26 protein-coding genes are annotated in these 25,535 nt (G+C 63.3%); 13 read left to right on the top strand and 13 right to left on the bottom strand.

What is annotated here, in order from left to right; genetic code table 11:
* Positions 1–48 precede the first annotated feature (48 nt).
* Positions 49–867 (bottom strand): 4-hydroxy-tetrahydrodipicolinate reductase, encoded by an 819-nt coding sequence (dapB, locus tag ACGYK2_RS14815; protein ID WP_271688860.1) that lies wholly within the window; start codon positions 865–867, stop codon positions 49–51.
* Between the two features lie 96 nt (positions 868–963).
* Here dapB and rbfA point away from each other — a divergent pair, with 96 nt between their 5' ends.
* From rbfA to ACGYK2_RS14775, 8 genes are all read left to right on the top strand, one after another.
* Complete coding sequence (gene rbfA, locus ACGYK2_RS14810) at positions 964–1,407, top strand: 30S ribosome-binding factor RbfA (protein ID WP_271688858.1); 444 nt, start codon at positions 964–966, stop codon at positions 1,405–1,407.
* Positions 1,404–2,150, top strand: a complete 747-nt coding sequence (locus tag ACGYK2_RS14805) for a phosphodiester glycosidase family protein (protein WP_394374327.1) — start codon at positions 1,404–1,406, stop codon at positions 2,148–2,150. Before rbfA ends, ACGYK2_RS14805 begins: the two co-directional genes overlap by 4 nt.
* Before the next feature lie 77 nt (positions 2,151–2,227).
* The gene (truB, locus tag ACGYK2_RS14800) at positions 2,228–3,154 is read left to right on the top strand and encodes a tRNA pseudouridine(55) synthase TruB (protein ID WP_276154393.1); all 927 of its coding nucleotides are present in this window, start codon (positions 2,228–2,230) and stop codon (positions 3,152–3,154) included.
* Positions 3,155–3,160: 6 nt separating this feature from the next.
* The gene (locus ACGYK2_RS14795) at positions 3,161–3,697 is read left to right on the top strand and encodes a DUF1643 domain-containing protein (protein ID WP_271689914.1); all 537 of its coding nucleotides are present in this window, start codon (positions 3,161–3,163) and stop codon (positions 3,695–3,697) included.
* A 60-nt stretch (positions 3,698–3,757) separates the two neighbouring features.
* On the top strand, positions 3,758–4,723 hold the full coding sequence (locus ACGYK2_RS14790; RefSeq protein WP_346429133.1) for a calcium-binding protein: 966 nt from the start codon (positions 3,758–3,760) through the stop codon (positions 4,721–4,723).
* A gap of 168 nt (positions 4,724–4,891) precedes the next feature.
* Complete coding sequence (gene rpsO / locus ACGYK2_RS14785; protein ID WP_067266742.1) at positions 4,892–5,161, top strand: 30S ribosomal protein S15; 270 nt, start codon at positions 4,892–4,894, stop codon at positions 5,159–5,161.
* Positions 5,162–5,443: 282 nt separating this feature from the next.
* Positions 5,444–7,585, top strand: coding sequence for a polyribonucleotide nucleotidyltransferase (pnp, locus tag ACGYK2_RS14780; protein ID WP_394374326.1), 2,142 nt, complete (start codon positions 5,444–5,446; stop codon positions 7,583–7,585).
* A 198-nt stretch (positions 7,586–7,783) separates the two neighbouring features.
* Positions 7,784–8,785 (top strand): stealth family protein, encoded by a 1,002-nt coding sequence (locus tag ACGYK2_RS14775; RefSeq protein ID WP_271688856.1) that lies wholly within the window; start codon positions 7,784–7,786, stop codon positions 8,783–8,785.
* A 15-nt stretch (positions 8,786–8,800) separates the two neighbouring features.
* On the opposite strand, the gene ACGYK2_RS14770 is transcribed toward ACGYK2_RS14775, so the two are convergent.
* The 4 genes from ACGYK2_RS14770 to ACGYK2_RS14755 all read right to left on the bottom strand — a co-directional run bounded on the left by ACGYK2_RS14770 (position 8,801) and on the right by ACGYK2_RS14755 (position 12,041).
* Positions 8,801–9,454, bottom strand: coding sequence for a peroxiredoxin (locus ACGYK2_RS14770; RefSeq protein WP_271688855.1), 654 nt, complete (start codon positions 9,452–9,454; stop codon positions 8,801–8,803).
* 183 nt (positions 9,455–9,637) lie between these two features.
* Entirely contained in the window at positions 9,638–10,285 is a 648-nt protein-coding gene (locus tag ACGYK2_RS14765; protein WP_271688854.1) for a pseudouridine synthase, read from the bottom strand.
* A 49-nt stretch (positions 10,286–10,334) separates the two neighbouring features.
* Complete coding sequence (locus ACGYK2_RS14760) at positions 10,335–10,793, bottom strand: GAF domain-containing protein (RefSeq protein ID WP_209218454.1); 459 nt, start codon at positions 10,791–10,793, stop codon at positions 10,335–10,337.
* 75 nt (positions 10,794–10,868) lie between these two features.
* On the bottom strand, positions 10,869–12,041 hold the full coding sequence (locus ACGYK2_RS14755; RefSeq protein ID WP_271688852.1) for an acetyl-CoA C-acyltransferase: 1,173 nt from the start codon (positions 12,039–12,041) through the stop codon (positions 10,869–10,871).
* A gap of 86 nt (positions 12,042–12,127) precedes the next feature.
* On the opposite strand from ACGYK2_RS14755, the gene ACGYK2_RS14750 reads away from it, so the two are divergent.
* From ACGYK2_RS14750 to ACGYK2_RS14740, 3 genes are all read left to right on the top strand, one after another.
* Positions 12,128–12,466: an STAS domain-containing protein gene (locus ACGYK2_RS14750; protein ID WP_271688851.1), complete on the top strand. Its 339-nt coding sequence runs from the start codon at positions 12,128–12,130 to the stop codon at positions 12,464–12,466.
* Positions 12,467–12,470: 4 nt separating this feature from the next.
* Entirely contained in the window at positions 12,471–12,935 is a 465-nt protein-coding gene (locus tag ACGYK2_RS14745; protein WP_271688850.1) for an ATP-binding protein, read from the top strand.
* 226 nt (positions 12,936–13,161) lie between these two features.
* On the top strand, positions 13,162–14,739 hold the full coding sequence (locus ACGYK2_RS14740; protein WP_271688849.1) for a gamma-glutamyltransferase family protein: 1,578 nt from the start codon (positions 13,162–13,164) through the stop codon (positions 14,737–14,739).
* 33 nt (positions 14,740–14,772) lie between these two features.
* Here ACGYK2_RS14740 and hspQ read toward each other — a convergent pair whose 3' ends face one another.
* On the bottom strand, positions 14,773–15,099 hold the full coding sequence (gene hspQ, locus ACGYK2_RS14735; protein ID WP_067261750.1) for a heat shock protein HspQ: 327 nt from the start codon (positions 15,097–15,099) through the stop codon (positions 14,773–14,775).
* Positions 15,100–15,403: 304 nt separating this feature from the next.
* Here hspQ and ACGYK2_RS14730 point away from each other — a divergent pair, with 304 nt between their 5' ends.
* The gene (locus ACGYK2_RS14730) at positions 15,404–15,994 is read left to right on the top strand and encodes a lytic transglycosylase (RefSeq protein ID WP_271688848.1); all 591 of its coding nucleotides are present in this window, start codon (positions 15,404–15,406) and stop codon (positions 15,992–15,994) included.
* Positions 15,995–16,062: 68 nt separating this feature from the next.
* On the opposite strand, the gene ACGYK2_RS14725 is transcribed toward ACGYK2_RS14730, so the two are convergent.
* From ACGYK2_RS14725 to ACGYK2_RS14710, 4 genes are all read right to left on the bottom strand, one after another.
* Positions 16,063–16,668, bottom strand: a complete 606-nt coding sequence (locus ACGYK2_RS14725) for an outer membrane lipoprotein carrier protein LolA (RefSeq protein ID WP_067261746.1) — start codon at positions 16,666–16,668, stop codon at positions 16,063–16,065.
* Between the two features lie 180 nt (positions 16,669–16,848).
* Positions 16,849–19,782 (bottom strand): DNA translocase FtsK, encoded by a 2,934-nt coding sequence (locus ACGYK2_RS14720; protein ID WP_271688847.1) that lies wholly within the window; start codon positions 19,780–19,782, stop codon positions 16,849–16,851.
* A gap of 12 nt (positions 19,783–19,794) precedes the next feature.
* The gene (locus tag ACGYK2_RS14715; RefSeq protein ID WP_271688846.1) at positions 19,795–20,979 is read right to left on the bottom strand and encodes an aminotransferase class I/II-fold pyridoxal phosphate-dependent enzyme; all 1,185 of its coding nucleotides are present in this window, start codon (positions 20,977–20,979) and stop codon (positions 19,795–19,797) included.
* Positions 20,980–21,100: 121 nt separating this feature from the next.
* On the bottom strand, positions 21,101–22,435 hold the full coding sequence (locus ACGYK2_RS14710; RefSeq protein WP_271688845.1) for an amidase: 1,335 nt from the start codon (positions 22,433–22,435) through the stop codon (positions 21,101–21,103).
* An 85-nt stretch (positions 22,436–22,520) separates the two neighbouring features.
* On the opposite strand from ACGYK2_RS14710, the gene ACGYK2_RS14705 reads away from it, so the two are divergent.
* Positions 22,521–23,747 carry an FAD-dependent oxidoreductase gene (locus ACGYK2_RS14705; RefSeq protein ID WP_276154392.1) on the top strand — a complete coding sequence of 409 codons (1,227 nt, stop codon included), beginning with the start codon at positions 22,521–22,523 and terminating at the stop codon, positions 23,745–23,747.
* Positions 23,748–23,762: 15 nt separating this feature from the next.
* Here the strand turns inward: ACGYK2_RS14705 and ACGYK2_RS14700 are convergent, their stop codons facing one another.
* The 3 genes from ACGYK2_RS14700 to trxA are packed head-to-tail and all read right to left on the bottom strand — an operon-like array spanning position 23,763 to position 25,534.
* The gene (locus ACGYK2_RS14700) at positions 23,763–23,945 is read right to left on the bottom strand and encodes a Trm112 family protein (RefSeq protein WP_067624385.1); all 183 of its coding nucleotides are present in this window, start codon (positions 23,943–23,945) and stop codon (positions 23,763–23,765) included.
* Positions 23,942–24,586: an LON peptidase substrate-binding domain-containing protein gene (locus ACGYK2_RS14695; protein ID WP_067261736.1), complete on the bottom strand. Its 645-nt coding sequence runs from the start codon at positions 24,584–24,586 to the stop codon at positions 23,942–23,944. Before ACGYK2_RS14695 ends, ACGYK2_RS14700 begins: the two co-directional genes overlap by 4 nt.
* A gap of 27 nt (positions 24,587–24,613) precedes the next feature.
* Positions 24,614–25,534: a thioredoxin gene (trxA, locus tag ACGYK2_RS14690; RefSeq protein WP_271688843.1), complete on the bottom strand. Its 921-nt coding sequence runs from the start codon at positions 25,532–25,534 to the stop codon at positions 24,614–24,616.
* Between the last annotated feature and the right edge of the window lies 1 nt (position 25,535).

Below are 25,535 nucleotides of genomic sequence, written 5' to 3'. Positions count from 1 at the left end.
CACTCACGTAGCCAAGGAAGGTAAAGTTTCAGATAATTTGCCTGCGCCTCAGCCCTTCAGGCCAAGCACGTCCAACATGTCATATTCCCCCGGCGCTTTGCCCTGCCCCCAAAGCGCGGCCTTGAGCGCCCCGCGGGCGAAAAGCGCACGGTCCGAGGCGATGTGGCGCAGGATGATCCGCTCTCCGGCGGCGGCGAACATCACGTCATGTTCGCCCACAATGTCGCCGCCCCGGATCGCCGTGAAGCCGATATCGCCCTTTTGCCGCGCGCCGGTGATCCCGTCGCGGCCCCGGTCCGAAACATCCGCCAGTTTGACACCGCGCCCCTCGGCGGCGGCTTCGCCCAGCATCAATGCAGTGCCCGAGGGGGCATCGACTTTCTGATTGTGGTGCGATTCGATGATCTCAATGTCGTAATCCACGTCCAGCGCGGCGGCGACCTGCCGGGTCAGCTGCGTCAGCAGGTTCACGCCGAGGCTCATGTTCCCCGCACGGACGATGACGGCCCCCTGTTCGGCAGCGGGGGCAAGCTGCGCGATCTCGTCTTCGGTCATGCCGGTGGTGCCGATGACATGGACGATGCCAGCCTTGGCGGCCTCACCGGCGAAAGCGATGGTGGCCTGCGGCGCGGTGAAGTCGATGACGGCCTGCACCTTGCCAAACGCCTCTGCCGCATTGTCTGTCACAGTCACGCCCGAGGCCGTGCCGCCCATCGCCTCGCCCAGATCGCGGCCAATCCAGTCATGGCCCGGACGCTCTAGCGCCGCGGCCAGATGCATTTTGTCGCTTGCGTTGATCTCACGGATCAACATTTGGCCCATGCGGCCAGAGGCGCCGGTGACGGCAATGCCGGGGGTCTGTGTCATACTCGGTCTCCTGCGGTTCTGGCCGTGACTGGCAGGGCCGGTTTAGCCCGTCGCGGAGCGCTTGGCAAAGTGCAACCGAAGCCTTAGATGGGGGGCATGGCAAAGAACAAGTTTCATGAGGGCCCCGGCCCGTCGCAACGACAACTCCGCGTGGGCGAAACCGTCCGCCGCGCCTTGTCCGATGTCCTCGCACGCGGGGATGTGCATGACACCGATCTCAATCGGATGTCGATCACCGTGGGCGAGGTGCGCATCTCTCCCGACCTCAAGATCGCCACAGCCTATGTGCTGCCCTTGGGCGGTGAAGGTCAGGAAGATGTGCTCAAACTGCTGGCCCGCAACAAAAGCGAACTGCGCCGTCAGGTCGCCAAGAAACTGACGCTCAAATTCTCGCCCGATCTGCGCTTTCAGTTGGACCAGACCTTTGACCGGATGGACGACACCCGCCGCATGCTGAACCAAGAGGTGGTGCGCCGCGATGCGGATGCCCCCGATGACGACGGCGCCGATGACAGTGCCGACGGCGCGCCGGATCAGTGATCCGCGCGGGCCTGATCGCATTCGCGCTCCTGGCGCTGAAAGGCACGCCAGCGGACGCTGCCGAATGCCGCAACATTACCTTTGACGGCAGTTCCTACACGATCTGCGAAGTCGATCTGGAGCGGGATGACCTGCGGCTCTTTCTTAACAATGAGGCGGGCGCGCCCTATGGGTTCTTCGGCTCGCTTGACGAGGCGCTGAAAGCGCAGGGGCTGCGGCTTGGCTTTGCCATGAACGCGGGCATGTACCACGAAGACCGCTCTCCGGTCGGACATTACATCGAAGAAGGGGTCGAAACGCGCGGCGTGATCGACAGCGCAGGCCCCGGCAATTTCGGCCTGCTGCCCAATGGGGTCTTTTGCCTGCGCGAGGGCCGCGCCGATGTGATCGAGACCAAGCGCTATCTCAAGGCCAAGCCGAACTGCCGTTTCGCCACGCAATCCGGCCCGATGCTGGTCATCGACGGGGCGCTGCACCCGCGATTCCTGCCCGACAGCACCTCGCGCTACATCCGAAATGGGGTTGGCACCACGGCAGATGGCAAGCGCGCGGTTTTCGCGATTTCTAATGACGTGGTTACCTTTCACGAATTCGCCCGGCTCTACCGGGATGAGTTGGACCTGCCTAACGCGCTGTATTTCGACGGCAATATCTCGCGCCTGCGCGCCCCCAGCCTGCGCCGCAGCGGGGCGGGCTTCACCACCTTGGGGCCGATCGTAGGCATCGTGACGCCCGCAAAGTAAGCTTTTCCCCGCTTGGGGGCTGGGCAGCGCGGCGCGGCTCCGATAGAGGGCAGCACCACAAAGCGAAGGGGCAAGACATGGCACGCAAACGCAAGGGTCGCGATATTTCTGGTTGGCTGGTGGTGGACAAACCCGCTGGCCCCACCTCGACCGCCGTGGTCAACAAGGTCCGCTGGGCGCTGGAGGCCAAGAAGGCGGGCCATGCAGGCACGCTCGACCCCGAAGCGACCGGCGTTCTGGCCATCGCCTTGGGCGAAGCGACCAAGACCGTGCCCTATATCACCGACGCGCTCAAAGCCTATGAGTTCACCGTGCGGCTCGGCATCGCCACCAATACCGACGACGCCGAAGGCGAAGCCATCGGCACCTCTGACCTGCGCCCCGATGATGCCGCGATCAAGGATGCGCTGAACGGCTTCATCGGTGACATTCAGCAGGTGCCGCCGCAGTTCTCCGCCGTAAAGATCGACGGCCAACGCGCCTATAAACGCGCCCGCGACGGCGAAGAGATGGAGATCGCCGCCCGCCCCCTATGGGTGGAAAGCCTGCTGCTGGTCGACCGCCCCGATGCCGATCATGTCACGCTTGAAATGGTCTGCGGCAAGGGCGGCTATGTCCGCTCCATCGCGCGCGATCTGGGGCAGAAGCTTGGCTGTCTCGGCCATGTCCGCGAATTGCGCCGCACATGGTCCGGCCCGTTCGAGGCAGGCAACGCCCTGACGCTGGCGCAGGTGGACGAACTGGCCCGGACACCGGAACTCGACACCTATCTGTTGCCGCTGGCCGAAGGGCTGGCCGAGCTGCCCGAAGTCAAAGCCACCCCCGAAGGCGCCACCCGCCTGCGCAACGGCAACCCCGGCATGGTCATCGCCCATGACGTGGAATATGGCGATGAGTGCTGGGCCTCGCTCGATGGGCTGCCTGTCGCCGTGGGTCGCTTCAAGGCGGGAGAGCTGCATCCGAGCCGGGTGTTCAACCTGTCGTCGGACGCGAATGAGGGCTGAATGGCCCTGATCACCCGCAGCCACACCAAGGGCGACGCGCCCTCGACGGCGGTCTATTCGCCCTGCGAGCAGTACCGCTACAGCCTCACGCGGGTTTGGGACAGCGCGGCACCGCGGGTGATGTTCGTGATGCTCAACCCCTCCACCGCGACCGAGGTGCAGAACGACCCGACGGTCGAGCGCTGCGAGCGTCGGGCGCGGGTGCTGGGCTTTGGCGGCTTCCGGGTGACCAATATCTTCGCCTTCCGCGCCACCGACCCGCGCGACATGCGCGCCGCCCCCGATCCCATCGGCCCCGACAATGACGCCACGCTGGTCGAGGGGGCCGATTGGGCCGACCGCATCATCGCCGCTTGGGGCGTGCATGGTGCTCATCTCGACCGCGGTCTCGCCGTCGCGGCTCGGCTGGCTGAGGGGGCAAAACCGCTCTACCACCTCGGCCTCTCCAAAGCCGGGCATCCCCGCCATCCGCTTTACCTGCCCTACACCCAAGAGCCGGTTCTGTGGCAGCCCGAGCCCCCGGCGCGGGCAGGCATTCGTTAACCATTTCCCCGCTATTCCTTTGATTTTACAGCCACGACATGCCCTTTTGAAGCTGGGACGATGTGTGGGGCATCAAGCAATCAACGGGTGGAACTGCGGATGTTGTGGCTGGCTGGAGTAATGGGTCTGATGGCGGTCGGCGCCGTCACTTTCGTGGAAATCGAAACACCGCCGGAGGACGAGCTGCCGGAGGGGGACAGCCCGGGCGGCGGCACCACCACGGTCGGAGATATCCTGTTAGGCAGCGATGACGGTGAGACGGTGCAGGGCGGCCCCGGCGACGACCAGCTTGGCGGCTACGGCGGGGAGGACCTGCTTCGTGGCGGCGGCGGGGATGATGACCTGCACGGCCACGGCGGCAATGACACGCTCCAAGGTGGCGCGGGCGGCGACATTCTGCATGGCAATGACGGGGATGACGACCTTTTTGGCGGCGCGGGCAACGACAGCCTCTTTGGCCACAATGACGATGACTTTCTCTATGGCGGGGCGGGCGATGATGCGCTGCAAGGCGCGGCGGGGGATGACCTGCTGGAGGGCGATGCCGGAAACGATGCCCTGCAAGGCGGGCTTGGCGACGATGCGCTGCGCGGCGGCGCGGGCATGGATACGCTTTTTGGCGGCTGGGGCGACGACACGCTCACCGGGGCGGATGACCAACAAAGCCCCGATTTCCTGAACGGCGGCGGCGGCGACGACCTGATCATCGCGGGCGCCGGGGATGTGGTGACCTCGGGCGACGGCACCGATCAGATCGCCTTGGGGGACTGGATCGGCCAAGGCGGGGCGGCGCAGATCACGGACTACCACGCGGCGGACGATTCGCTGCTCTTTGTCTGGGACGACAGCAGCGCGGGCGGGGCGGAGCCGCCGCTCTCCATCCTGCCCGACCCGGAGGATGCGGGCCAAACCCTCGTCCTGCTGGATGATATCATCGTCGCGCGGGTGGCGGGGGACAGCATCACGCTGGACGATATCGCGCTGATCCCGCTCTCTGCAGCCTTCGACCTCGGCCTCGCGGCCTAAGGCGGGGCGGAGCCCATGCGCAAATCACCCTTTGCCAAAGGCGAAAATTCCTCCTATACGCCCCCATCGCCTGCTGATTCCGTCAGCGGGTGATATCTCCATGGGCCTGCGCTGGACGACATCCCGGCCTGCGCCATCCATTTTAACTCTTTTCGAAAGGAGACCCCGATGTCGATCACTGCTGAAGAAAAAGCAAAAGTCATGAAAGAATTCGGCACCAAAGAAGGCGACACCGGTTCGCCCGAAGTTCAGGTTGCCATTCTGACCTCGCGCATCACCACGCTGACCGAGCACTTCAAGACCCACAAGAAAGACAACCACGGCCGCCGTGGTCTTTTGAAAATGGTCGCGACGCGCCGCAAGCTGCTGGATTACGTTAAGGCCAAAGACGAGTCCCGCTATCAGGACCTGATCAAACGCCTCGGCCTGCGCCGCTAATCGCGCGCAAGCCGCCGGAAGTTCCGGTGACAGGACGACCAAAACCTCCCGGCCCCCGCCGGGAGGTTTTTTGTTGCGCGCAGACCGCAGCGCGCTGCGGCGGAGAGAACCCGCCGCTTATGGCCCCGAGGCGACAGAACACTTCCCATTTGCCATGAAAACATGTATGCCCGCGCAATCTGAAATCCGGCGCCCGGACTCCAGCGCCTGAAAAAGAAGATACCGGAGTCAGGGGCAATACGGCCCCTATGCAATGGCCAATGGGCCAAAAAGGAAACGTAGATGTTTAATGTAACGAAAAAATCGATCCAGTGGGGCGAAGAGACGCTGACACTGGAAACCGGTAAGGTTGCCCGTCAGGCGGACGGGTCGGTGATTGCCACGCTGGGTGAGACCAGCGTCATGGCCAACGTGACGTATGCACGTCAGCAAAAGCCCGGGCAGGATTTCTTCCCCCTGACCGTGCACTACCAAGAGAAATACTATGCCGCCGGTAAAGTACCGGGTGGCTTCTTCAAGCGTGAGGCCCGCCCCACCGAGAAGGAAACCCTGACCGCGCGTCTGATCGACCGTCCGATCCGCCCGCTCTTCGTCCCCGGTTTCAAAAACGAAGTTCTGGTGATGTGCACCGTGCTGAGCCACGATCTGGTCAACGACCCCGACATGGTCGCCATGATCGCTGCCTCCGCCGCGCTGACACTCTCGGGCGCGCCCTTCATGGGTCCGATCGCGGGCTGCCGTGTGGGCTATGAGGGTGGCGACTATGTGCTGAACCCCACCATCGACGACATGCAAGACCTGCGCACCAACCCCGACCAGCGCCTCGACCTCGTGGTCGCGGGCACCAAGGACGCGGTGATGATGGTCGAATCCGAAGCCTATGAGCTGTCGGAAGAGGAAATGCTGGGCGCCGTTAAATTCGCCCATGAGCAGATCCAGCCGGTCATCGACCTGATCATCGATCTGGCCGAGGAAGCCGCGAAGGAGCCCTTCGACTTCCAGCCCGAAGACTATTCCGATCTGTCGGCTGCCGTGAAAGCCGCTGGCGAAGACGAAATGCGTGCCGCTTTCGCGATCGTGGACAAGCAAGAGCGCACCGCCGCCGTTGCTGCCGCCCGCGAAACCATCAAGAGCAAGCTCACCGAAGAGCAGCTTGAGGACAAGAACCTCAGCTCCGCGATGAAGGGCCTTGAGGCCAGCATCCTGCGCGGCGACGTGGTGAAAACCGGCAAGCGTATCGACGGTCGTCGCACCGACGAGATCCGCGACATCGTGGCCGAAACCGGCATCCTGCCGCGGACCCACGGTTCGGCGCTCTTCACGCGTGGTGAGACGCAGGGCCTCGTGGTGGCCACGCTCGGCACCGGCGACGATGAGCAGTTCATCGACGCGCTGCACGGCAACTTCAAATCGAACTTCCTGCTGCACTATAACTTCCCGCCCTACTCGGTCGGCGAAGTGGGTCGCGTGGGCCCTCCCGGACGCCGCGAAGTCGGCCACGGCAAGCTTGCATGGCGCGCCCTGCAGGCGGTTCTGCCCGCGGCGACCGACTTCCCCTACACCATCCGTCTGGTCTCCGAGATCACCGAATCCAACGGCTCCTCGTCGATGGCATCGGTCTGCGGTGGCTCCCTGTCTATGATGGACGCGGGCGTGCCGCTGAAATCGGCCGTGGCCGGTGTGGCCATGGGTCTGATCCTCGAAGATGACGGCTCCTACGCGATCCTGTCGGACATCCTGGGTGACGAAGACCACCTTGGCGACATGGACTTCAAGGTCGCGGGCACCGAAGCCGGCATCACCTCGCTGCAGATGGACATCAAGGTCGCAGGCATCACGCCCGAGATCATGGAGAAAGCCCTGGCACAAGCCAAAGAAGGCCGCATCCACATCCTCGGCGAGATGAACAAGGCGATCTCCGGCGCCGCGGACTTCTCCGTTCACGCCCCGCGTATCGAGACCATGCAGATCCCGACCGACAAGATTCGTGAAGTGATCGGCTCCGGCGGCAAGGTGATCCGCGAGATCGTCGAGGTTTCCGGCGCCAAGGTCGACATCAACGACGAAGGCACCATCAAGATCGCCAGCCCCAACGGCGAAGCGATCAAGAAAGCCTATGACATGATCTATTCGATCGTGGCCGAGCCCGAAGAGGGTGCCATCTACACCGGCACCGTCGTGAAAATCGTCGATTTCGGCGCCTTCGTGAACTTCTTCGGCAAGCGCGACGGTCTGGTCCACGTCTCCCAGATCGAAAACCGCCGCCTGAACCACCCTTCGGACGTTCTGAAGGAAGGTCAGGAAGTGAAAGTCAAGCTTCTGGGCTTCGACGATCGCGGCAAGGTGCGCCTGTCGATGAAAGTCGTCGATCAGGAGACCGGCGAAGAGATCACTGCCGAGAAGAAAGAAGCGGCAGAGGGCTAAACCCCGACCGCGACCTGACTAACGAAGGCCCCTGCGCAGCCGCGCGGGGGCCATTTTCGTAGCATGAAGGTTCAACCTCTCGAACCTAGCCATCCCGCAAGCATGCTGATCACATTGCTCCGGTCCGCATGACGTGCCTCCCGCGCTACGGAGACTTTATCGACTTGCGCCGCCGTCTGATGAAGCTATCTAGCGCGCATGACCGAGAAAACGCTTTCACCAATTGATGCCGTCATCGCCTGGGTCGATGGGAACGACCCCGCCCACGCGGAAAAACGCCGCCGTTATGCGGCCGAAGACGGCGTCCGGCACAAGACATCGCAGGCCGCTACACGCTTCGACAGCCAAGGCGAGATTTACGTCTGCGTGGCCTCGATCCTCAAGTTCTTGCCGTTCATTCGCACCATCTGGATCGTGACCGACGGCCAGCGACCGCCGTTCATCGATAATTTCGCAACGTCTGGGCATTGCTCGGCGGACAAAATCCGGATTGTCGATCACCGTGATATTCTGGGTGACCATCCGGAGGCTCTGCCCACCTTTAACAGCCTGACAATCGAAGCCGCGCTTTGGCGCATTCCGGGGCTGGCGGACCGGCATATCTATTTTAACGACGATATGTTTGTCAAATCGAGCCTGCCTCCGTCCTACTTTTTCGACGAGGATGGGCATCCAAAAGTCCGGGGGCGAATCCTCAGTATGCGATCCACGGGCGGTATCGACTGGCTAAAGCACGACCTGTTGCGCAAGCTCCGTCCAAATCACTGGGGTCGCGCCTCCTTCCGCACAGCTCAGGAGAACGGCGCTCTCGCCGTAAGAAACCAACGCACATTCATTCACCAAGAGCATTGGCCCCACCCGATGCGAACCACGACGCTTGCGCGCTATTACGAAGAGAACCCTGAGGAGTTTGCCAAACAGGTCCGTCCGCGCTTCCGTGTGCGCGAACAGCATTGGCCGATCTCACTACACAATCATCTCACGACAGTAACAGCCTACGAACCGCCCCGTGTGGCCTATGCAAAACCCGGGCGCCATGTCGATACAATGCTCAGCCAACTGCTGGCCGAAGGTTACGACTTTGGCTGCATGCAGAGCTTGGATGAAATCGACCCCGACAAGACCGCTCGGCTATTCAGCGGTCTTGTCGACATCTATCAGCCCTATCTCGATATGAGAATGCTGGGCGCGGGGGCATAAACCTCCCCGCGCCCCTTAGGCCTTCAATTTGGCTTTGCGCAAATAGGGCAACACCGTCTCAAACGCCCCGAACTTCGCCTTGGCGTCCTCATCCGACACCGTCGCGGGGATGATCACATCCTCACCCACCTGCCAATCCGCAGGCGTCGCCACAGCGTTCTTCGCCGCCGTCTGCAACCCGTCCAAAGCCCGCAGAACCTCTGCAAAGTTCCGGCCCACGTTCATCGGATAGGTCATGCTCAGCTTCAACTGCTTATCCGGCCCGATGATGAAAACCGACCGCACCGTGGCACTGTCATTGGGCGTACGGCCATCGGGCAGATAGGCCTCCGCAGGCAGCATATCAAAGGCTTTCGACACCTCCAGCCCCGCATCCGCGATGATCGGGAAACCGGCCTCGGCGCCTGCAACCTTCTCGATATCGCCCTTCCACTTCTTATGCTCTTCAACACCGTCAACACTGACGCCGATCACCTTGGTGCCGCGCTTTTCCCATTCCTCGGAAAGCCGCGCCACGGCGCCGAACTCGGTGGTGCAAACCGGGGTGAAATCCTTCGGATGCGAGAACAGGATCGCCCAGTTGTCACCGACGAAGTCATGCAGGGAAAAACTGCCCTGATCGGTTTCGACTGTAAGATCGGGAATAGTGTCGTTGATACGCAAGCCCATGATATCCTCCGGGTCAATCTGTGAACAGATAGGTCAGAGGTAATCGCAAACCCCGCCGGTTTCACCCCCCGATCGCCACAAAGCCCAACTTCACCGCAGCGCCACGGCCCCTTCCCCTTCATCCTTTCTTAAATACCAATCCCGCCCCCACCTCACGGCGCAAGGCCGGGCAGGGAGCGCAGCTCAGAAAGGCGCCTTGGCCCGCACCTTCGTCGATGCGCCACCCTGCGGATGGTTGAACCGCAATTCCTCGCTATGCAGCATCAACCGCGGAAAATCCCGCGCGGCCCCCGTGGCATAGAAAGGGTCGCCCAAAATCGGATGCCCAAGCGCCAGCATATGCACGCGTAGCTGATGGCTGCGCCCGGTCTTGGGGAAAAGCCGAAGGCGCGCAGTCTCCCCATCGTTCTTGACCATCTTCCAGTCGGTCTGCGCAGGTTTGCCGGTCTGATGGCAGACCATCTGCCGGGGGCGGTTGGGCCAATCGACGATCAGCGGCAGATCGACACTGCCGGATTTCTCCGCTGGCACCCCCCAGACCCGCGCGACATAGGTCTTGCGGGTCATGCGCTTTTCGAACTGCAACCCAAGGTGACGCTGCGCATGGGGCGTCAGGGCAAAGATCATCACGCCCGAAGTGTCACGATCCAACCGGTGCACCAGCAGCGCTTGGGGAAAGACCGCCTGCACCCGCGTGATCAGGCAATCGGCCAGATGTTCGCCCTTCCCCGGCACGCTGAGCAGCCCTGACGGTTTGTCGACCAGCAGAACTTCGGCATCTTCATGCAGAATGACCAGCGGGTCCTGCGGCGGGTTATATTCGCTATCCATGGCTCCCCCTCGCAGATGCAGCCCCGCGGATCAAGCGGGGGCGTGGCCGTCAGGCGACGGCGGCGAAACTATCCTTGAGGATCGCGCTCAGCGCATCGGCATCGGCTTGGGTGAAAGCGTTTGGCTGGTCGCTGTCGATGTCGAAAACGCCCAGCAACTCCCCCGCGCCGTTCCAGACCGGCAGCACCAATTCCGAACGTGTCGAGGAGGCGCAGGCGATATGGCCCGGAAAGGCATCGACATCCTCGACCAATTGCACCTCGCCCGTGCGCGCCGCGGCCCCGCAGACCCCGCGCGAAAAGGGGATGACCAGACAGCCGTGCCCGCCTTGATAGGGGCCGATCTTCAGCAATTCGGGCGCGGTCACCCGGTAAAAGCCGGTCCAGTCAAAGCGGTCATCCGCGTGATGCACTTCGCAGGCGATGGTGGCCATCAGGGCCACGGCATCGTCTTCGCCCTCGGTCAGGGCGGCGATGGTCTTGGCGAGGGTTTGGTAGTCGACGGTCATGGGGATACTCATATTGCAGACGGGAAAAGGGAGGCTAACCGCCTCCCCCATAAATACTCTAGTCGGCCCGTAGGATCAGGGGCGCTCAATGGCGATGGCGGTGCCTTCGCCACCGCCGATGCAGATCGCCGCGACACCACGTTTCAGCCCGCGTTTTTCTAGCGCGTTCAACAGGGTCACCATGATCCGCGCGCCCGAGGCACCGATTGGGTGGCCAAGCGCGCAGGCGCCGCCGTTGACGTTCACGATATCATGCGAGAGGTCCATTTCATGCATGAAAGCCAGCGGCACAACGGCGAAGGCCTCGTTGACCTCCCACAGATCGACATCCTCTTTCTTCCAGCCGATCCGCTCCAGCAGCTTTTGCGCGGCGGGCACGGGTGCTGTTGTGAAAAGCCCCGGCGCTTGGGCATGGCTGGCGTGGCCCACGATCCGTGCACGGATGTGCAGCCCTTTGGCATTGGCGCTGTCCTCATCCGCCAAAACCAAAGCCGCCGCCCCATCGGAGATCGACGAGGAATTCGCCGCCGTCACCGTACCGCCCTCGCGGAAGGCGGGTTTTAGCTGGGGGATCTTCTCGGGCCGGGCACTTGCGGGCTGTTCGTCAGCGCTGACCGTGGTGCTGCCGCGGCGCGACCTCACCTCGACCGGGGCGATCTCATCTTCAAAGGCGCCGCCCTCCTGCGCCTCGATGGCGCGCGATAGCGACGCCAGCGCATAGTCGTCTTGGGTTTCACGGGTGAACTGGAAACGCTCGGCGCAATCCTCGGCAAAGGTGCCCATCAGGCGGCCTTTGTCATAGGCATCTTCCAAACCATCGAGGAACATGTGGTCGATCACCTGACCGTGCCCCAGCCGCGCGCCGCCGCGCATTTTCGGCAGCACATAAGGCGCGTTGGTCATGCTTTCCATGCCGCCCGCGACCATCACATCGGTCTGGCCAAGCGCGATCTGGTCAAAGGCCATCATCGCCGCCTTCATGCCCGAGCCGCACATCTTGTTGAGCGTGGTGGCCGGCACCTCTTCGCCCAGACCGGCCTTGAACCCGGCCTGACGCGCGGGCGCTTGGCCTTGCCCCGCGGGCAACACGCAGCCCATTAGAACCTCTTGCACCTCGGCAGGATCCGTCTTGCCCAGGGCCGCCTTGATCGCGCTGCCGCCCAATTCGGCGGCGGTCAGCCCCTCGAAGGCCCCTTGGAAACCGCCCATCGGGGTTCTGGCTGCACCGGTTATCACGACATTGCGCATCACGTTCTCCTAGAGTTGCACCGCATACCGGATGGTAAGGTTTTACGGCTAATCACGTCTCGAACTTCAAGTCTTGAGGCATGTTTATGGAAGTTTCCGCGAAAACAGAAGACCGCTTTTGCCTCGTCAGCGTGCTGCACGACCGCATCGATGCCGCCGCCGCGTTGGAGTTCAAGGATGCCATGCGCCGCGCCACGGCCCATGCGCCGCCGGTGGTGATCCTTGATCTGCACCGGGTGAATTTCATCGATTCCAGCGGGCTGGGCGCGATCATCGCGGTTATGAAACATCTCGCGCCAAAGCGCGCGCTGGTGCTGGCCGGGCTGACCCCGGCGGTGGAAAAGGTCTTTACCCTGACCCGTATGGGTACGGTTTTCGGCATTTTTCACACGCTGGACGCCGCCCTTACAGCGTATCGGGGATAGCGCGATGCGGCTCTCCGCCGCGCGGTCCGCGCTCTGCCCGTTCGAGATCACCGTTCACAGCGGCCCGCAGGCCGCGCGGGAGGCGCTTACGCTTTTGCTGGACGCGCTTAGCTGCCTTTCGCTCGGGGCCGAGGAGGTCTGCGTGGTGCGTTTGGTTGTCGCCGAAATGCTCAACAATATCGTCGAACACGCCTACCCCGACCCGCACCCCCCCGGCCCCATCCATATCGCCTGCCATCACGCGCCCGACGGCCTGCACCTTGCCGTGTCGGACGAAGGGCTGCCGATGCCCGATCTGCAAGTGCCCTTGGGCCTGCCGCAAGAGATCGACCGCCCGGTTTGCGACCTGCCCGAAGGCGGCTTTGGCTGGTTCCTGATCCGCGATCTGGCGAAAGACCTGACCTATCGCCGCTTGGCCCAAGAGAACCGGATCGACCTGCGGCTCCCGGTCGGGTTACCGCCGCGTTAACACCTGCGGCAGGGCGTCCCGCATATTTCGCAAAACGGCCCCGCTGGGATCACAATTGCGCCTTGGTTGCCGGTCATAAACGGTGCTGTAGCTGCATATGGCTTCCCTCGGTGCCGTGTTTAATAGCCCCCACCCAGTACGCGGTGCCGAGGAACTTTCCCCCGCATTGGCAGAACCGAGATCTCCGTCTAGGGTCACGCTGACGTAATTCAGCGAGGGGCAGCACATGCGCGATTTTCACCTTCCCGGCCGGTCACCGGTCTTGGCCACCAACGGCATCTGCGCCACATCGCATCCGCTAGCCGCGCGGGCGGCGGTCGATATCCTTGCGCGAGGCGGCAACGCGATGGACGCGGCCATCGCCGGGGCGGTCTTGCTAGGCATTTGCGAGCCGCAGATGACCGGGATCGGCGGCGACTGTTTCGTGCTCTACTCCCCGGCGGGGAGCGAGGAGGTCCATGCCCTTAACGGGTCCGGCCGCGCGCCAGCGGCGCTGGATGCCGCGAAACTGCGGGACAAGGGCGAGCAGACGGTGCCGCTCCGCTCGGCGGATGCCGTGACCATCCCCACGGCCATCGACGCCTTCTGCCACCTCTCGGAAAGCGCCGGCAAATTGGGGTTGGACGCCCTGCTCGCCCCCGCGATCCACTATGCCGAGGCGGGGGTGCCCGTCGCCCCGCGCGTGGCCTTTGACTGGGCCACCGACGGCGGCACCCTTCAGGGACGCGCGCGGGATCACTTCCTCATCAACGGCAAAACGCCCCGCACCGGCGACATCTTCCGCGCGCCGGGACAGGCCGAAGTGCTGCGCCGCGTGGCCGTGCAGGGCCGCGATGCCTTCTACACCGGAGAGATCGCCGAGGACATGATCGCCAGCCTGCAAGCCGCAGGCGGCAGCCACAGCGCCGCGGATTTCGCCCAGGCCCGCGCCGAGGTCACGACGCCCGTGTCAGGCCAGTACAAAGACCTCGAAGTGGTCGAACATCCGCCCAATGGCCAAGGGGCGACAGCCCTGCTGCTGATGAATATCCTCGATCACTTCGACATCGCCGGGATGGACCCATTGGGGGCCGAGCGCCTGCATATCGAAGCTGAGGCCACCAAACTGGCCTATGACGCGCGCAACCGCTTTTTGGCCGACCCGGACCACACCGCGCGGCTGGAGCATATGCTCGCCCCCGAAACCGCCCGCGCCCTTGCGGCCCTGATCGACCCCAAACGCGCCATGGCCGCCGCCGCCCCGATCAGCGAGGCGGTGCATAAAGACACGATCTATATCACCGTGGTCGACGGCGACGGCATGTCGGTCTCGCTCATCTATTCGATCTTCCACGGCTTCGGCTCTGGCATCGCCTCGGACAAGTTCGGCATCCTGCTGCAAAACCGTGGCGCGGGTTTCACATTGGAGGAAGGCCACCCGAATGAGCTGAAAGGCGGCAAACGCCCGATGCATACGATCATCCCCGGCATGATCCGCGAGAATGGCCGGGTGACCATGCCCTTTGGCGTGATGGGCGGGGCCTATCAGCCCTGCGGCCATGCGCGCTTTGCCTCGAACCTCACCGATTTCGGCATGGATGTGCAAAGCGCCATCGACGCACCGCGCGCCTTTGCCGATGGGCAGGTGATGAAGGTCGAGCGCGGCTTTGGCGACGATGTGCGCCAAGCCTTGAGCGATCTGGGCCATAGAGTCGAAGTGCCCGAAACGGCGATCGGCGGGGCGCAGGCGATCCGCATCCGCGAAGATGGCGTGCTGGAAGGCGCGAGCGATCCGCGCAAGGACGGCTGCGCCTTGGGCTATTGATGAAACGCTTGGGCTGGCGAAGGCCCGCCGGGCTTAGTTCATCTGGAAATGCAGCGGATAGGCACCGTCGGTGAAGGGGCCGAACAGATCGGGGATATCGGGGTGGTCCACAGGCTCCCCCGAATAATCAGCCACGAGGTTCTGCTCGGAGACATAGGCCACATAGTAGCTCTGATCATTCTCGGCCAAGAGATGATAGAACGGCTGGTCTTTCACCGGACGGTTCTCTTCGGGGATCGCCTCATACCATTCTTCGGTGTTGGCGAATTCCGGATCGACGTCAAAAATCACGCCCCGAAAGGGATGCTTCTTGTGACGGACAATCTGCCCGAGGTGATATTTTGCGCGTGTTCGTATCATAACATGCTGCCCCTACCCCTCGACGGTAGCCCTTTCAAGGGGCTTTTGTCCAATCACAGCGGCTCTGCGCGGGGAAACAGACTGTGAACGCCGCGCCGACAGTGGGTTTCCGGCGGCATCATAGCTGGGGATCAACCGCTTTGCTGCATTTCCGCGAAATACCGCCTGCGCGGGGCCGCATGGTCAGCGCAATACCGCCCAGCAAACCGAGCATTTTCCCAATTTAGTGATGTGATGGAGGGGGTGAATCGGTTAAACTCCTTCGAAAAAACGACCCTAATAAAAAACGAGAGGCGAGAGGCAGATGACCAAGCATTTTTGCGCAATGATGATCGTACTGCTGGTGGCATCCTGCGGCGGCGGGCCTCAAACGGCCCCGCGTGATCTGGATAACGCCTGCACGATCCTGAAAGATCACCCCGACTACCTGCGCGCATTCCGCGCGACCGAGCGGAAATGGGGTGTGCCCATCCACGTTCAGATGGCCACGATCCACCAAGAGAGCAAATTCGTGGCGGATGCCCGGACGCCGTTCAAATATGTGCTGGGCGTGATTCCGATGGGCCGCCAATCCAGCGCCTTTGGCTATTCGCAGGCTTTGGACGCGACATGGGATGAGTATCTGGAATCCGAGGGCCGCTGGCGCGCCAAACGCGACCGGATTCGCGACGCGAGCGATTTCATGGGCTGGTACATGAACCTGACGCGTGAGCGGAACGGCGTCTCCCTGCATGACGCCCGCAACCAATACCTCGCCTATCACGAGGGCCACACCGGTTTTGCCCGCAAGAGCTATAATAGCAAGGCGTGGCTGGTCGGGGTCGCGGGTAAGGTCGATTCCCGCGCCAAACTCTATCAACGGCAGATCGCCGGTTGCCGTCTGGGCCGCTGGTAAACCCGCCCACTCCAATGCAAACCGCCCCGGCCTGATCAGCCGGGGCGTTTTTTGTTTCAACAGGGCGCTTAGCGTCTGCCGCCTGCCCGTGCGCCCGCGGTGTCGAACAGGCTGTTAGAGATATTGCCCCCCACCTGCATGTCACCCAGCACGACCGTCGTGGCGCTGCCGTTGCCATCGTTGATGATCCACTGACGCAGCTGCACCGGGTTGCCGGTGAACTTCATCTGAATGTTGCCATATTGCGGGTTGGCGGGATCTTGGGCCGTGACCGTGGTGGCGGTGCCGTCATAGCTGTGGCCTGTCACCATCTTGGCGCGGCCTAGATTGACGTTGTCGGCCAAGATGATCGAAAGCGGGGTCCGCGCTAACGGATAGGTCTCCGCCGGTTGGTTCGACTTCTTGTCGTAGATCACGACCGTATTCGCACCCGCGACGACCAGCCCAGAATCGGGCGCATTATATTCGAAACGTACCTTGCCGGGGCGTTTGATATAGATCGTGCCCGTGCTGATCGACCCGTCATCGTTGATCTGGGTAAAGTCGCCCTCGGCGGTGCGAAGCTGGTTCAGATAGCCCGAAATCTCATTCAGCGACAGTTGCTGCGCCGCCGCCGCGAGGGGGGCCGATACGGCCAGTCCAACCGCCAGAATCGCAGAAGTTAGTTTACGCATGTTGTTCGTCCTGTGTTGCCTCACGTTCTGACATAGGGCGGGCGGGCGTGATATTCGATATCAGGGCGCGGTTTTTCGCTATCGCCCGCCCTGCCCCATAAAAAAACACCGCCGGGAGATTGGCCCGACGGTGCTTTGCATGATCGCCCCCCCCCCCCGACAGGGGAGGGGGAGGTAGCCCTATGCCTGTTCCGGCACCAGAATCTCACGCTTGCCGACGTGGTTCGCCGGAGAGACCAGCCCCTCTTCCTCCATCTGCTCGACCAGTCGTGCGGCTTTGTTATAGCCGATCGCCAGTTTGCGCTGGATGTAGGAGGTGGAGCATTTGCGGTCTTTGATCACCACCTGCACGGCGGTGTCATAAAGCGCGTCTTCACTATCGGTATTGCCGCCAAGGCCCAGCACCGCGTCGATGTTGCTTTCCTTATCCTCGGACGGCCCTTCGACCACGCCCGAGACATAATCCGGCTCGCCGAATTGCTTGAGGTGGTTGACGATCTCTTCGACCTCTTCGTCGCTGACGAAGGGGCCGTGGCAGCGGGTGATCTTGGCCCCGCCCGCCATATACAGCATGTCGCCCATGCCCAGAAGCTGCTCGGCCCCCATCTCGCCCAAGATGGTGCGGCTGTCGATTTTCGATGTCACTTGGAAGGAAATCCGCGTGGGGAAGTTCGCCTTGATCGTGCCGGTGATCACATCGACCGAAGGGCGCTGTGTGGCCATGATCAGGTGGATGCCGGAGGCCCGCGCCATCTGTGCCAGACGCTGGATGCAGGCTTCGATCTCCTTGCCTGCGACCATCATCAGGTCGGCCATCTCGTCGACGATGACGACGATATAGGGCAGCGCCTCGGGGGTGTTTTCCTCGGTCTCAAAGATCGGCTCGCCGGTGTCTTCGTCGAAACCGGTCTGCACGGTGCGCGAGAACATCTCGCCTTTGGCCAGCGCCTCGCGGACGCGGCCGTTGTAGCCTTCGATGTTGCGCACGCCCATTTTGGACATCTTGCGATAGCGTTCTTCCATCTCGCCCACGACCCATTTCAGCGCCACGACGGCCTTCTTGGGGTCGGTGACGACCGGGCTCAGCAGATGCGGGATGCCGTCATAGACCGACAGTTCCAGCATCTTGGGGTCGATCATGATCATCCGGCATTCTTCCGGCGTCAGCTTGTAGAGCAGCGACAGGATCATCGTGTTGATCGCCACGGACTTACCCGAGCCTGTGGTCCCCGCAATCAGCAGGTGCGGCATCTTGGCGAGGTTGGCCACAACCGGGTCGCCGCCGATGTCCTTGCCGAGCGCCAGCGGCAGGCGATGGTTGCCGTCGCCGAAGTCGCGGCTTGAGAGGATCTCGCGCAGGATCACCTTCTCGCGGTTCTCGTTGGGCAGTTCGATGCCGATCACCGAGCGGCCCGGCACGGTGGAAACACGCGCTGAAAGCGCGGCCATGGAGCGCGCGATGTCATCCGCAAGACCGATCACGCGGCTGGCCTTGAGACCGGGCGCGGGTTCGAGTTCGTACATGGTGACGACGGGGCCGGGGCGCACCGCGACAATCTCACCCTTCACGCCGTAGTCGTCGAGCACGGTTTCCAGCATCCGCGCGTTCTCCTCCAACGCCTCGTCGCTCAGGTGCAGGCGCTGCACGCTCTCGGGGCTTTCGAGAAGGCTCAGTGGCGGCAGTTCGAAACCGGGGTGCGTGTCGTCGAAGGTCAGGGTGGGCTGCGCTTCGACCTGCGCCTGTTTCGAGGGCTGGACGGGTTTGCGGGCGGGCTGCTGCACCACTTTGCGCGGTTCCGCCACGGGGATCTTCATCGCCTCAGGCGCGGGCGCCTGCTGCAACGGCAGGGTCTCAGACGCCACGGTGTCTTCGTAGGGCGCGGCCATCGGCGCCTGCGCTGCCGGTTCCTGAACCATCGGCTCAGGCGTCGGGGCGGGCGCGGGCTGGGCCTGCGGCCTGCGCAGCAGCGGCTCGGGGCGCAGGGTGGCCGGTTCGGCGGTCAGGGGCGGTTCGGCACGCAGCCCGGCGGGCTGGGCGGCGGGGCTGGTGTTCAGCACCAGCGGATCCGGGCCACGGCCCCGGCCCTTGGTCAAGGGCGCGGTTGTCGGCGTGTGGATCGCATTGGCATGGCGCACGCGGTTCTTGATGACATCGGCGATCTTGCTTTTGATGCGCTCTTCGCCCGGTGTCTCATCCACGATGGCGTCGCTGTAGGTCTCGATCAGTTCCGGCTCGGGCATGTCGTCTTCGGGTTCGGGCCGTTTGATCAGCCCGGGCATCCGACCGAACAGGCTGCGCGGTTCGGCTTCCGGCTCGGGCACCGGGGCGTGCTGCGCGGCATAGCTCTGCTCGGCTTCCTGCGCGGCCCAGGCTTCGGCGTCTTCGGCTTCCTGACGGCGGCGCTCACGACGTTCGGCCTGACGGGCCGAGAGGTTCTGCGCGGCCACGACGGCCCCATTGGCCCCGCGGCCCAGAAGGGTCATCAGCCCGGCATAGGCCATGATCAGACCGACCAGCAGGAACCGCGCAATGCGGAACAACTCGGCCTTGGTAAAGCCCAAGACGAAGGCGCCCAACGCAAGGATAGCGACCCCCATCAAAAGCGACATCAGCTTGACCGTCAGGGTCGAACCGATGGGCAGGATCGTCAGCAGCGCGCCCATGACGGTATCGCCGAAAAGCCCGCCCAGACCGAAGCTATGGGTCAGCAGCCATTCCTGACCGGGGGCCAGTGTCGCGGCGTAGATCGCGCCAAGTGCGACGGCGATGGGGGCAAAGATCAGCCGCCCAAGCGCGCGGTCATCGCCCTGATGCAACGCGAAGCGTCCGCCCCAGAACAGCAGGACGATGGCGATGCCCCAAGCGCCCCAACCGACGATCATGAACAGCGGCGCGGCGATAGAGGCACCGATCCGGCCCATCCAGTTCTGCACCGGCGCATCGGTCGAAACCATCCAGTTGGGATCGTCGGGCGTGTAGCTGCCGATCATCATGGCGGCCATGATGCCCAGCATGATCAGCGCCAGCCCCAGCAGTTCACGACCGCGCTTTTCGATTGCCTCGGCCATGTTGCTGTCTAGCAATGGATCGCGTCCCCGTGTCTGATATGCCATGTCGTCCCTCGCTTATGCCGAATACAGACAGTCGCGGATCGCTTCCAATCCGCGCGTCGTTTCGTCTTTTGGGGCCACCAAGGCGACCCGAATGTAATTCTGCCCGGGGTTCCCCCCGGCGACGTTCTGCGCCAGATAGCTGCCGGGCAGCACCCGCACGCCGGTCTCGCGCCAGAGTTTCAGCGCCGCGGCCTCGTCATCCTCGACCGGAAGCCAGAGGAAGAACCCCGCCTCGGGGCTCACATAGCCCGGCACATTGCCAAAGATGCGGTCGGCGATGGCGTATTTCTCTTGGTAGAGCGCGCGGTTCTCTTCCACATGCGCCTCATCCGCCCAAACGGCGGCGGCGGCCTGCTGCAGGGGCAGCGGCAGCGGCGCGCCCGCGTAGTTGCGCAACTGTTTGATCTGGCGCATCGTCTCGGCCCCGCTGGCGGCAAAGCCCGACCGCAGCCCCGGCAGGTTTGAGCGTTTCGACAGCGAGTGAAAGATCACCACGCGGTTGCGGTCGGTGCCCAGTTCCTTGACCACTTCCAGCGCGCCGGTGGGCGGCGTGTCGCGGTAGATCTCGGAATAGCATTCATCGGCGAAGATCAGGAAATCATACTTCTCGGCCAGCGCGATCAGATCGGCCCAGTAATCGCGCGAGGCGACAACGCCCTGCGGATTGGCGGGGGAGCAGAGATAGGCCGCCGTAGTCCGGCGCAGCACCTCTTCAGGCAGGCTGGCGAAATCTGGCAAATGCCCGGTCTCTGCGGTCGCGGGCACCATGATCGGGTCCGCCTCACCGGAAATCGCGCCGATCATATAGACTTGGTAGAAGGGGTTCGGCATCAGGATGGCCGATTTCTCCCCATTCTTGGTGGGCGGGCAAAGCGCGATGACGGCGTTATAGAGCCCCTCGCGCGTACCGTTCAGGGCCATCACCTCGCTGTCGGGGTCCATCTCGACCCCGTAGCGCCGCGCGATCCATGCGGCGATGGCCGCGCGCAATTCGGGCGAACCGTCGTTCGGCGGGTATTTGTTGAACCCTGCGGCGTGTTTCGTGATCTCATCGGTCACCCAAGCCGGAAACGCATGTTTCGGCTCGCCGATGGTCATATGGATCGGCGTGCCGCCGCCCTCATGCCCGTCAAGCAATGCGCGCAGGCGCGGCCACACGTGGGCCGGAAGGTTCGAAAACCGCTCGGTATACATCATCAAAACTGCCTCGGATCGGGATCATTCGCGCCCCGTTTGCCCCAAGGTACCCAAGGGCGCCTCTCCCGTCCAGAAAAACCGGGGAGTTTTGCCGCCCTTGTGGCTTTTCGGTCGTGCGCTCTTAGGCCTCGCGCAGGGCCGCTTCAGCCGCTGCACCAAGGCGCAAAAGCTGTTCTTCGGCCCCCGGCGCGCACATCAGAGAAATGCCGCAAGAGGGCGTATCGGTCGGCAAGGTAAGCGCGCAAAGCCCCATGAGATTCGCGACTCGCGTGTTGCGCAAGGATAGGAGATTCTGCGCGAGGTAATAGTCGTGGTCACTGTTCAGCCGTTCGATGTTCGGCGGCAGCATGGGCGCTGTGGGCACCAGCACGGCGTCATAGCCTGCCACGGCCCGGTCATAGCCGGCCCGCGTCAGATCGAGCTTGGCCCAAGCGGCAACGTAATCGGGGCCGGAGAACCCCTTACCCAACCGGAAACGCTCAAGAATTTCGCTGAACATCGCTTCCGGGTCGGCTTCGATCACATCGCGCCATAGCCCATAGGCTTCGGTGGTGTAGAGACAGGAACTCAGCGGCATCGCCTCTTCGACTTCGGGCACGGCGATCTCGTCAACCGTGGCACCGGCCTCGCGCAACCGCGCTACCGCCGCGTCAAAAGCGGCTTTGGGCTCATCGGAAAGCTCATCCATGACAACATTGGTCAGCACCGCAAAACGGCAGCCCTCCAATTCGCTCTCTTGCAGATCGACAGGCTTGGCCCCCTCCAAGGCGGCAAGCAGCAGCGCCGCATCTTCGACCGAACGGCAAAGCGGGCCAACCGTGTCGAACTTCGCCGCGAGCGGCACGGTCCCGGCAAGGGAGACACGGCCCGCGGTGGTCTTGAGCCCCACCAGATCGTTCCACGCCGCCGGGATGCGCACCGACCCGCCGGTGTCGGACCCGATCGCCGCCGCCGCCAAGCCAAAGGCGACCGAGGCCGCCGCGCCTGAGGACGACCCGCCCGAGACGCTGTCCGGCTCGTTGACGCAGGGCGGTGTGGCGGTGCTGGGGTTGTGGCCAAGACCCGAGAAGGCCAATTCACTCATATGCGTCTTGCCCAAGCAGACCAGCCCCAAGGCCGTCGCGCTGGCGAGCACTTCGGCGTCACGCTCTGGCACCCGGCCTTCCAGCAGCTTAGAGCCCGCCTCGGTGCCCGTTCCGGCGGTATCGAAGAGGTCTTTCCAAGAGATCGGCACCCCGTCGAGCGGCGATAGGCGCTGACCGTCGCGGGCCCGCTCAGCCGCGGCGGCGGCTTCGGCGCGGGCGCGGTCAGGGGTGGCGCGGGCATAGATACGGTCGCGCATCGGATGTGCGTCGATGGCATCGAGATAGGCATCGCAAAGCGCCACCGGGTCGATATCGCCCGCCGCGATCCCGCGCCCCAAATCCGCCGCCGTCATTTCCAACCATTCTTGCATGTCATGCCCCTTACCGCTGTTCTTGGCGAACCTAGCGACCGTTCGGCGCATGGACAATCCCCGCGCGCAGGTCATATCTAGGGCCATGGATTTTGACCACGATATCGCGATCATCGGCGGGGGGCTGAACGGCCCCGCCCTTGCCTTGGCCCTTAGCCGCGCGGGATTGCGCGTGGCGGTGATTGACGCCCAGCCCGCACAGACCTTTGAGAACGCCGCCTTTGATGGGCGCGCCTATGCGCTGGCGCTGACCTCGGTCAGGTTGTTGGAAGGCATCGGCATCTGGCCCGACATCGCGGATGACGCCCAGCCAATGCTTGAGATCAAGGTCACTGATGGGCGTGCCGGAACCGGCCCCTCGCCCATGTTCATGCATTTCGATCATGCCGAGATCGAAGAAGGCCCGATGGGCCAGATGGTCGAAGACCGCCATCTGCGCCGCGCGCTGCTGCAAGCGGCGGCCGCCGATCCGGCGATCACGATGATGAACGACACCCGCGTTACGGGGCAATCGGTGGCGCCGACCGGCATCACTCTGACGCTTGAGGGCGGCAAGACCCTGCGCGCAAGACTGGCGGTGGGGGCCGATGGCCGCGGCAGCGGCACGGCGGAGCGCGCGGGCATCAAGCGTGTCGCATGGTCCTATGGTCAGACGGCGCTGGTCTGCGTGGTGGATCACGAAAAGCCGCACCACGGCATCGCGCATCAATTCTTCATGCCCCCCGGCCCGCTGGCGATCCTGCCGCTGACCGGCAACCGGTCGCTCATTGTCTGGAGCGAAGCCAGCGCCAATGCTGCGGCGATCAACGCCCTGCCGGATGCGCAATACCTTGAGGTGCTGCGCCCGCGCTTTGGCAGTTTTTTGGGGGAGCTTTCGCTGACCGGCCCGCGCTACAGCTATCCGCTGGGCTTGTCGCTGGCCCATTCCATGACCGCCCCGCGCGTGGCGCTTTTGGGCGACGCGGCCCATGGGGTGCATCCCATCGCCGGTCAGGGGCTGAACGCGGGCCTGCGCGATGTGGCCGCCTTGGCCGAGGTGATTGCCGATGCGGTTCGCCGGGGCGAAGACCCCGGAAATGACGCGGTACTGGCGCGCTATCAGGAATGGCGGCGGTTCGACAATGCCAGCCTCGCGCTGGCGACCGACAGTTTCAACCGACTGTTTTCGAACGATAATGCGCTTTTGCGGTTGGCCCGCGACATGGGCATGGCCGCGATTAACGCCCTGCCCGGTCTACGCCGCACTTTCATCCGCGAAGCGGCGGGGCTGACGGGTGACCTGCCTCGATTGATGCGTGGCAAGCCCCTTTGACCGGGTTGCGGGCCGTTACAGGGTCCGCGCCTCATCCGGCAGCATAACGGGAATGCCGTTACGGATCGGATAGGCCAGTCCGGCAGCTTTCGACACCAGCTCTTGCTTTTCCGCGTCATAGGTCAGCGTCGTCTGGGTGCGCGGGCAGATCAATGCCTCCAGCATCCGGCGGTCGAATTGAACGGTCGCATCCGTCATTGCATCAAGCCCTCTTCCTGACCGCCGCGCATCGCGAATTCGATCAATGTCACCAACGTCTCCCGCCGGGTTTCCAGCGAAGGCGCCTCCAACAGCGCCTGTTTATCTTCGGCCTCGAACTCCAGCATCATCGACAGGGAGTTGATCAGCAACTCATCTTCGGCATCTTTCAACGTGTCCCAATCGGCGGAGAGGCCGCGGCTATCGAAATAGCGCCCCAGAAGGTCAAGAAACCGCGCCCGGTCAAAGCTATCGTCGACCTCATCCTCGCCCAGATCGCGGTCAAAGCCCGACCAATTCACATCGCAGCGGCGATAGGGGGAAAAGCCCTCGATCTCCTCCACCACGCGAAAGCGCGAGACGCCGCCAAGGGTCACCATATAACGGCCATCCTCGGTCTCGGAAAACTGAGTGATGCGGCCCGCGCAGCCGATCTGGTGCAGCCCATGGCCGTCGCGACCGGGCAGTTCGTTGGGCTGGACCATGCCGATCAACCGCGTGTCAGTCTTGAGCGCGTCTTCGATCATCTGAAGATAGCGCGGCTCAAAGATATGCAGCGGCAGCCGTGAGCGGGGCAGCAGCAGCGCCCCTGCCAACGGAAAGATCGCAATAGTCTTGGGCAGTTCTGCTGGCTTGATCATGACAAGGGACTTAGCGCGACCGACGCCTCAGGCAAATATCATTGATGACAGTTTGCGACGGCCATTCAGCACCACCGGATCATTGGGCTTAAGTGCTTCGAAAATAGTGAAAAGTTGCGTCTTGGCGGCGCCTTCGTTCCACTCCCGATCGCGGCGGAAAAGCTCTAGCAGGTGCTCGACGGCAGCCTCGGCATTGTCATGGGCATAGAGCGCTTGGGCCAAATCGAAGCGCGCCTGATGGTCGTCGGGGTTGGCCTCGACCTTCTCGGTCAACTCGGCCACGGGGCCGGCATCGGCAGCCTGATGGGCCAGTTGCAACTGGGCATGGGCGGCTTCGAGTTCGGGGGCTTTGGAGATTTCGATCGGCGCGCCGTTTAGCAGGGCTTCGGCCTGATCCAATGCGCCCATGGCAATGTGAGACCGAACCATGCCGCCATAGGCGGGCGCGTTCATCGGGTCTTCTTCGAGAATCGCAGCAAAGGTCTGCTCCGCGTCGGTGGCGGCCCCTTCGGCCAGCATCTCTTCGGCGGCGGCGACGGCATCGGCCAGCGTGTCACCGGGCGCTTCGCCGCCCCCCGCTTTTACCACACGGTCGACGAAGGCTTTGATCTCGGACTGCGGCAGCGCGCCTTGGAAACCGTCGACCGGCTGGCCTTTGTAGAAGGCATAGACCGTGGGGATTGATTGGATTTGCAACTGACCGGCGATGTTCTGGGCCTGATCGACGTTGACCTTCACCATCTTCACCGCGCCTTTGGCCGCGCGCACGGCGTCTTCCAGCATCGGGCCAAGCGTCTTGCAAGGGCCGCACCACGGCGCCCAGAAATCAACGATGACCGGCACCGTTTGCGAGGCGTCGACGACGTCGGCCATGAAGGTCGCCTCGGTCGTGTCCTTGATCAGATCGGCATCCGCGGGGGCGGCGGTGGAAAGGTTCAGGTCGGTCATA

Source organism: Sulfitobacter sp. 1A10359 (assembly GCF_043558145.1).
GTDB classification, from domain to species: domain Bacteria; phylum Pseudomonadota; class Alphaproteobacteria; order Rhodobacterales; family Rhodobacteraceae; genus Sulfitobacter; species Sulfitobacter faviae.
Note: the sequence above shows the minus strand (reverse complement) of the source record. Positions and strands in the feature narration are given on the sequence as shown.

Coding starts and splice junctions, on each gene's coding strand:
- dapB (WP_271688860.1), bottom strand. CDS start 867: ATGACACAGACCCCCGGCATTGCCGTCACCGGCGCCTCTGGCCGCATG.
- ACGYK2_RS14710 (WP_271688845.1), bottom strand. CDS start 22,435: ATGCAAGAATGGTTGGAAATGACGGCGGCGGATTTGGGGCGCGGGATC.
- ACGYK2_RS14770 (WP_271688855.1), bottom strand. CDS start 9,454: ATGGGCTTGCGTATCAACGACACTATTCCCGATCTTACAGTCGAAACC.
- ACGYK2_RS14745 (WP_271688850.1), top strand. CDS start 12,471: ATGCGGCTCTCCGCCGCGCGGTCCGCGCTCTGCCCGTTCGAGATCACC.
- rbfA (WP_271688858.1), top strand. CDS start 964: ATGGCAAAGAACAAGTTTCATGAGGGCCCCGGCCCGTCGCAACGACAA.
- ACGYK2_RS14755 (WP_271688852.1), bottom strand. CDS start 12,041: ATGCGCAATGTCGTGATAACCGGTGCAGCCAGAACCCCGATGGGCGGT.
- ACGYK2_RS14700 (WP_067624385.1), bottom strand. CDS start 23,945: ATGACGGATGCGACCGTTCAATTCGACCGCCGGATGCTGGAGGCATTG.
- ACGYK2_RS14790 (WP_346429133.1), top strand. CDS start 3,758: ATGTGTGGGGCATCAAGCAATCAACGGGTGGAACTGCGGATGTTGTGG.
- ACGYK2_RS14775 (WP_271688856.1), top strand. CDS start 7,784: ATGACCGAGAAAACGCTTTCACCAATTGATGCCGTCATCGCCTGGGTC.
- rpsO (WP_067266742.1), top strand. CDS start 4,892: ATGTCGATCACTGCTGAAGAAAAAGCAAAAGTCATGAAAGAATTCGGC.
- ACGYK2_RS14695 (WP_067261736.1), bottom strand. CDS start 24,586: ATGATCAAGCCAGCAGAACTGCCCAAGACTATTGCGATCTTTCCGTTG.
- ACGYK2_RS14730 (WP_271688848.1), top strand. CDS start 15,404: ATGACCAAGCATTTTTGCGCAATGATGATCGTACTGCTGGTGGCATCC.
- pnp (WP_394374326.1), top strand. CDS start 5,444: ATGTTTAATGTAACGAAAAAATCGATCCAGTGGGGCGAAGAGACGCTG.
- truB (WP_276154393.1), top strand. CDS start 2,228: ATGGCACGCAAACGCAAGGGTCGCGATATTTCTGGTTGGCTGGTGGTG.
- ACGYK2_RS14750 (WP_271688851.1), top strand. CDS start 12,128: ATGGAAGTTTCCGCGAAAACAGAAGACCGCTTTTGCCTCGTCAGCGTG.
- ACGYK2_RS14725 (WP_067261746.1), bottom strand. CDS start 16,668: ATGCGTAAACTAACTTCTGCGATTCTGGCGGTTGGACTGGCCGTATCG.
- ACGYK2_RS14720 (WP_271688847.1), bottom strand. CDS start 19,782: ATGGCATATCAGACACGGGGACGCGATCCATTGCTAGACAGCAACATG.
- trxA (WP_271688843.1), bottom strand. CDS start 25,534: ATGACCGACCTGAACCTTTCCACCGCCGCCCCCGCGGATGCCGATCTG.
- ACGYK2_RS14760 (WP_209218454.1), bottom strand. CDS start 10,793: ATGACCGTCGACTACCAAACCCTCGCCAAGACCATCGCCGCCCTGACC.
- ACGYK2_RS14765 (WP_271688854.1), bottom strand. CDS start 10,285: ATGGATAGCGAATATAACCCGCCGCAGGACCCGCTGGTCATTCTGCAT.
- ACGYK2_RS14705 (WP_276154392.1), top strand. CDS start 22,521: ATGGATTTTGACCACGATATCGCGATCATCGGCGGGGGGCTGAACGGC.
- ACGYK2_RS14740 (WP_271688849.1), top strand. CDS start 13,162: ATGCGCGATTTTCACCTTCCCGGCCGGTCACCGGTCTTGGCCACCAAC.
- ACGYK2_RS14715 (WP_271688846.1), bottom strand. CDS start 20,979: ATGATGTATACCGAGCGGTTTTCGAACCTTCCGGCCCACGTGTGGCCG.
- hspQ (WP_067261750.1), bottom strand. CDS start 15,099: ATGATACGAACACGCGCAAAATATCACCTCGGGCAGATTGTCCGTCAC.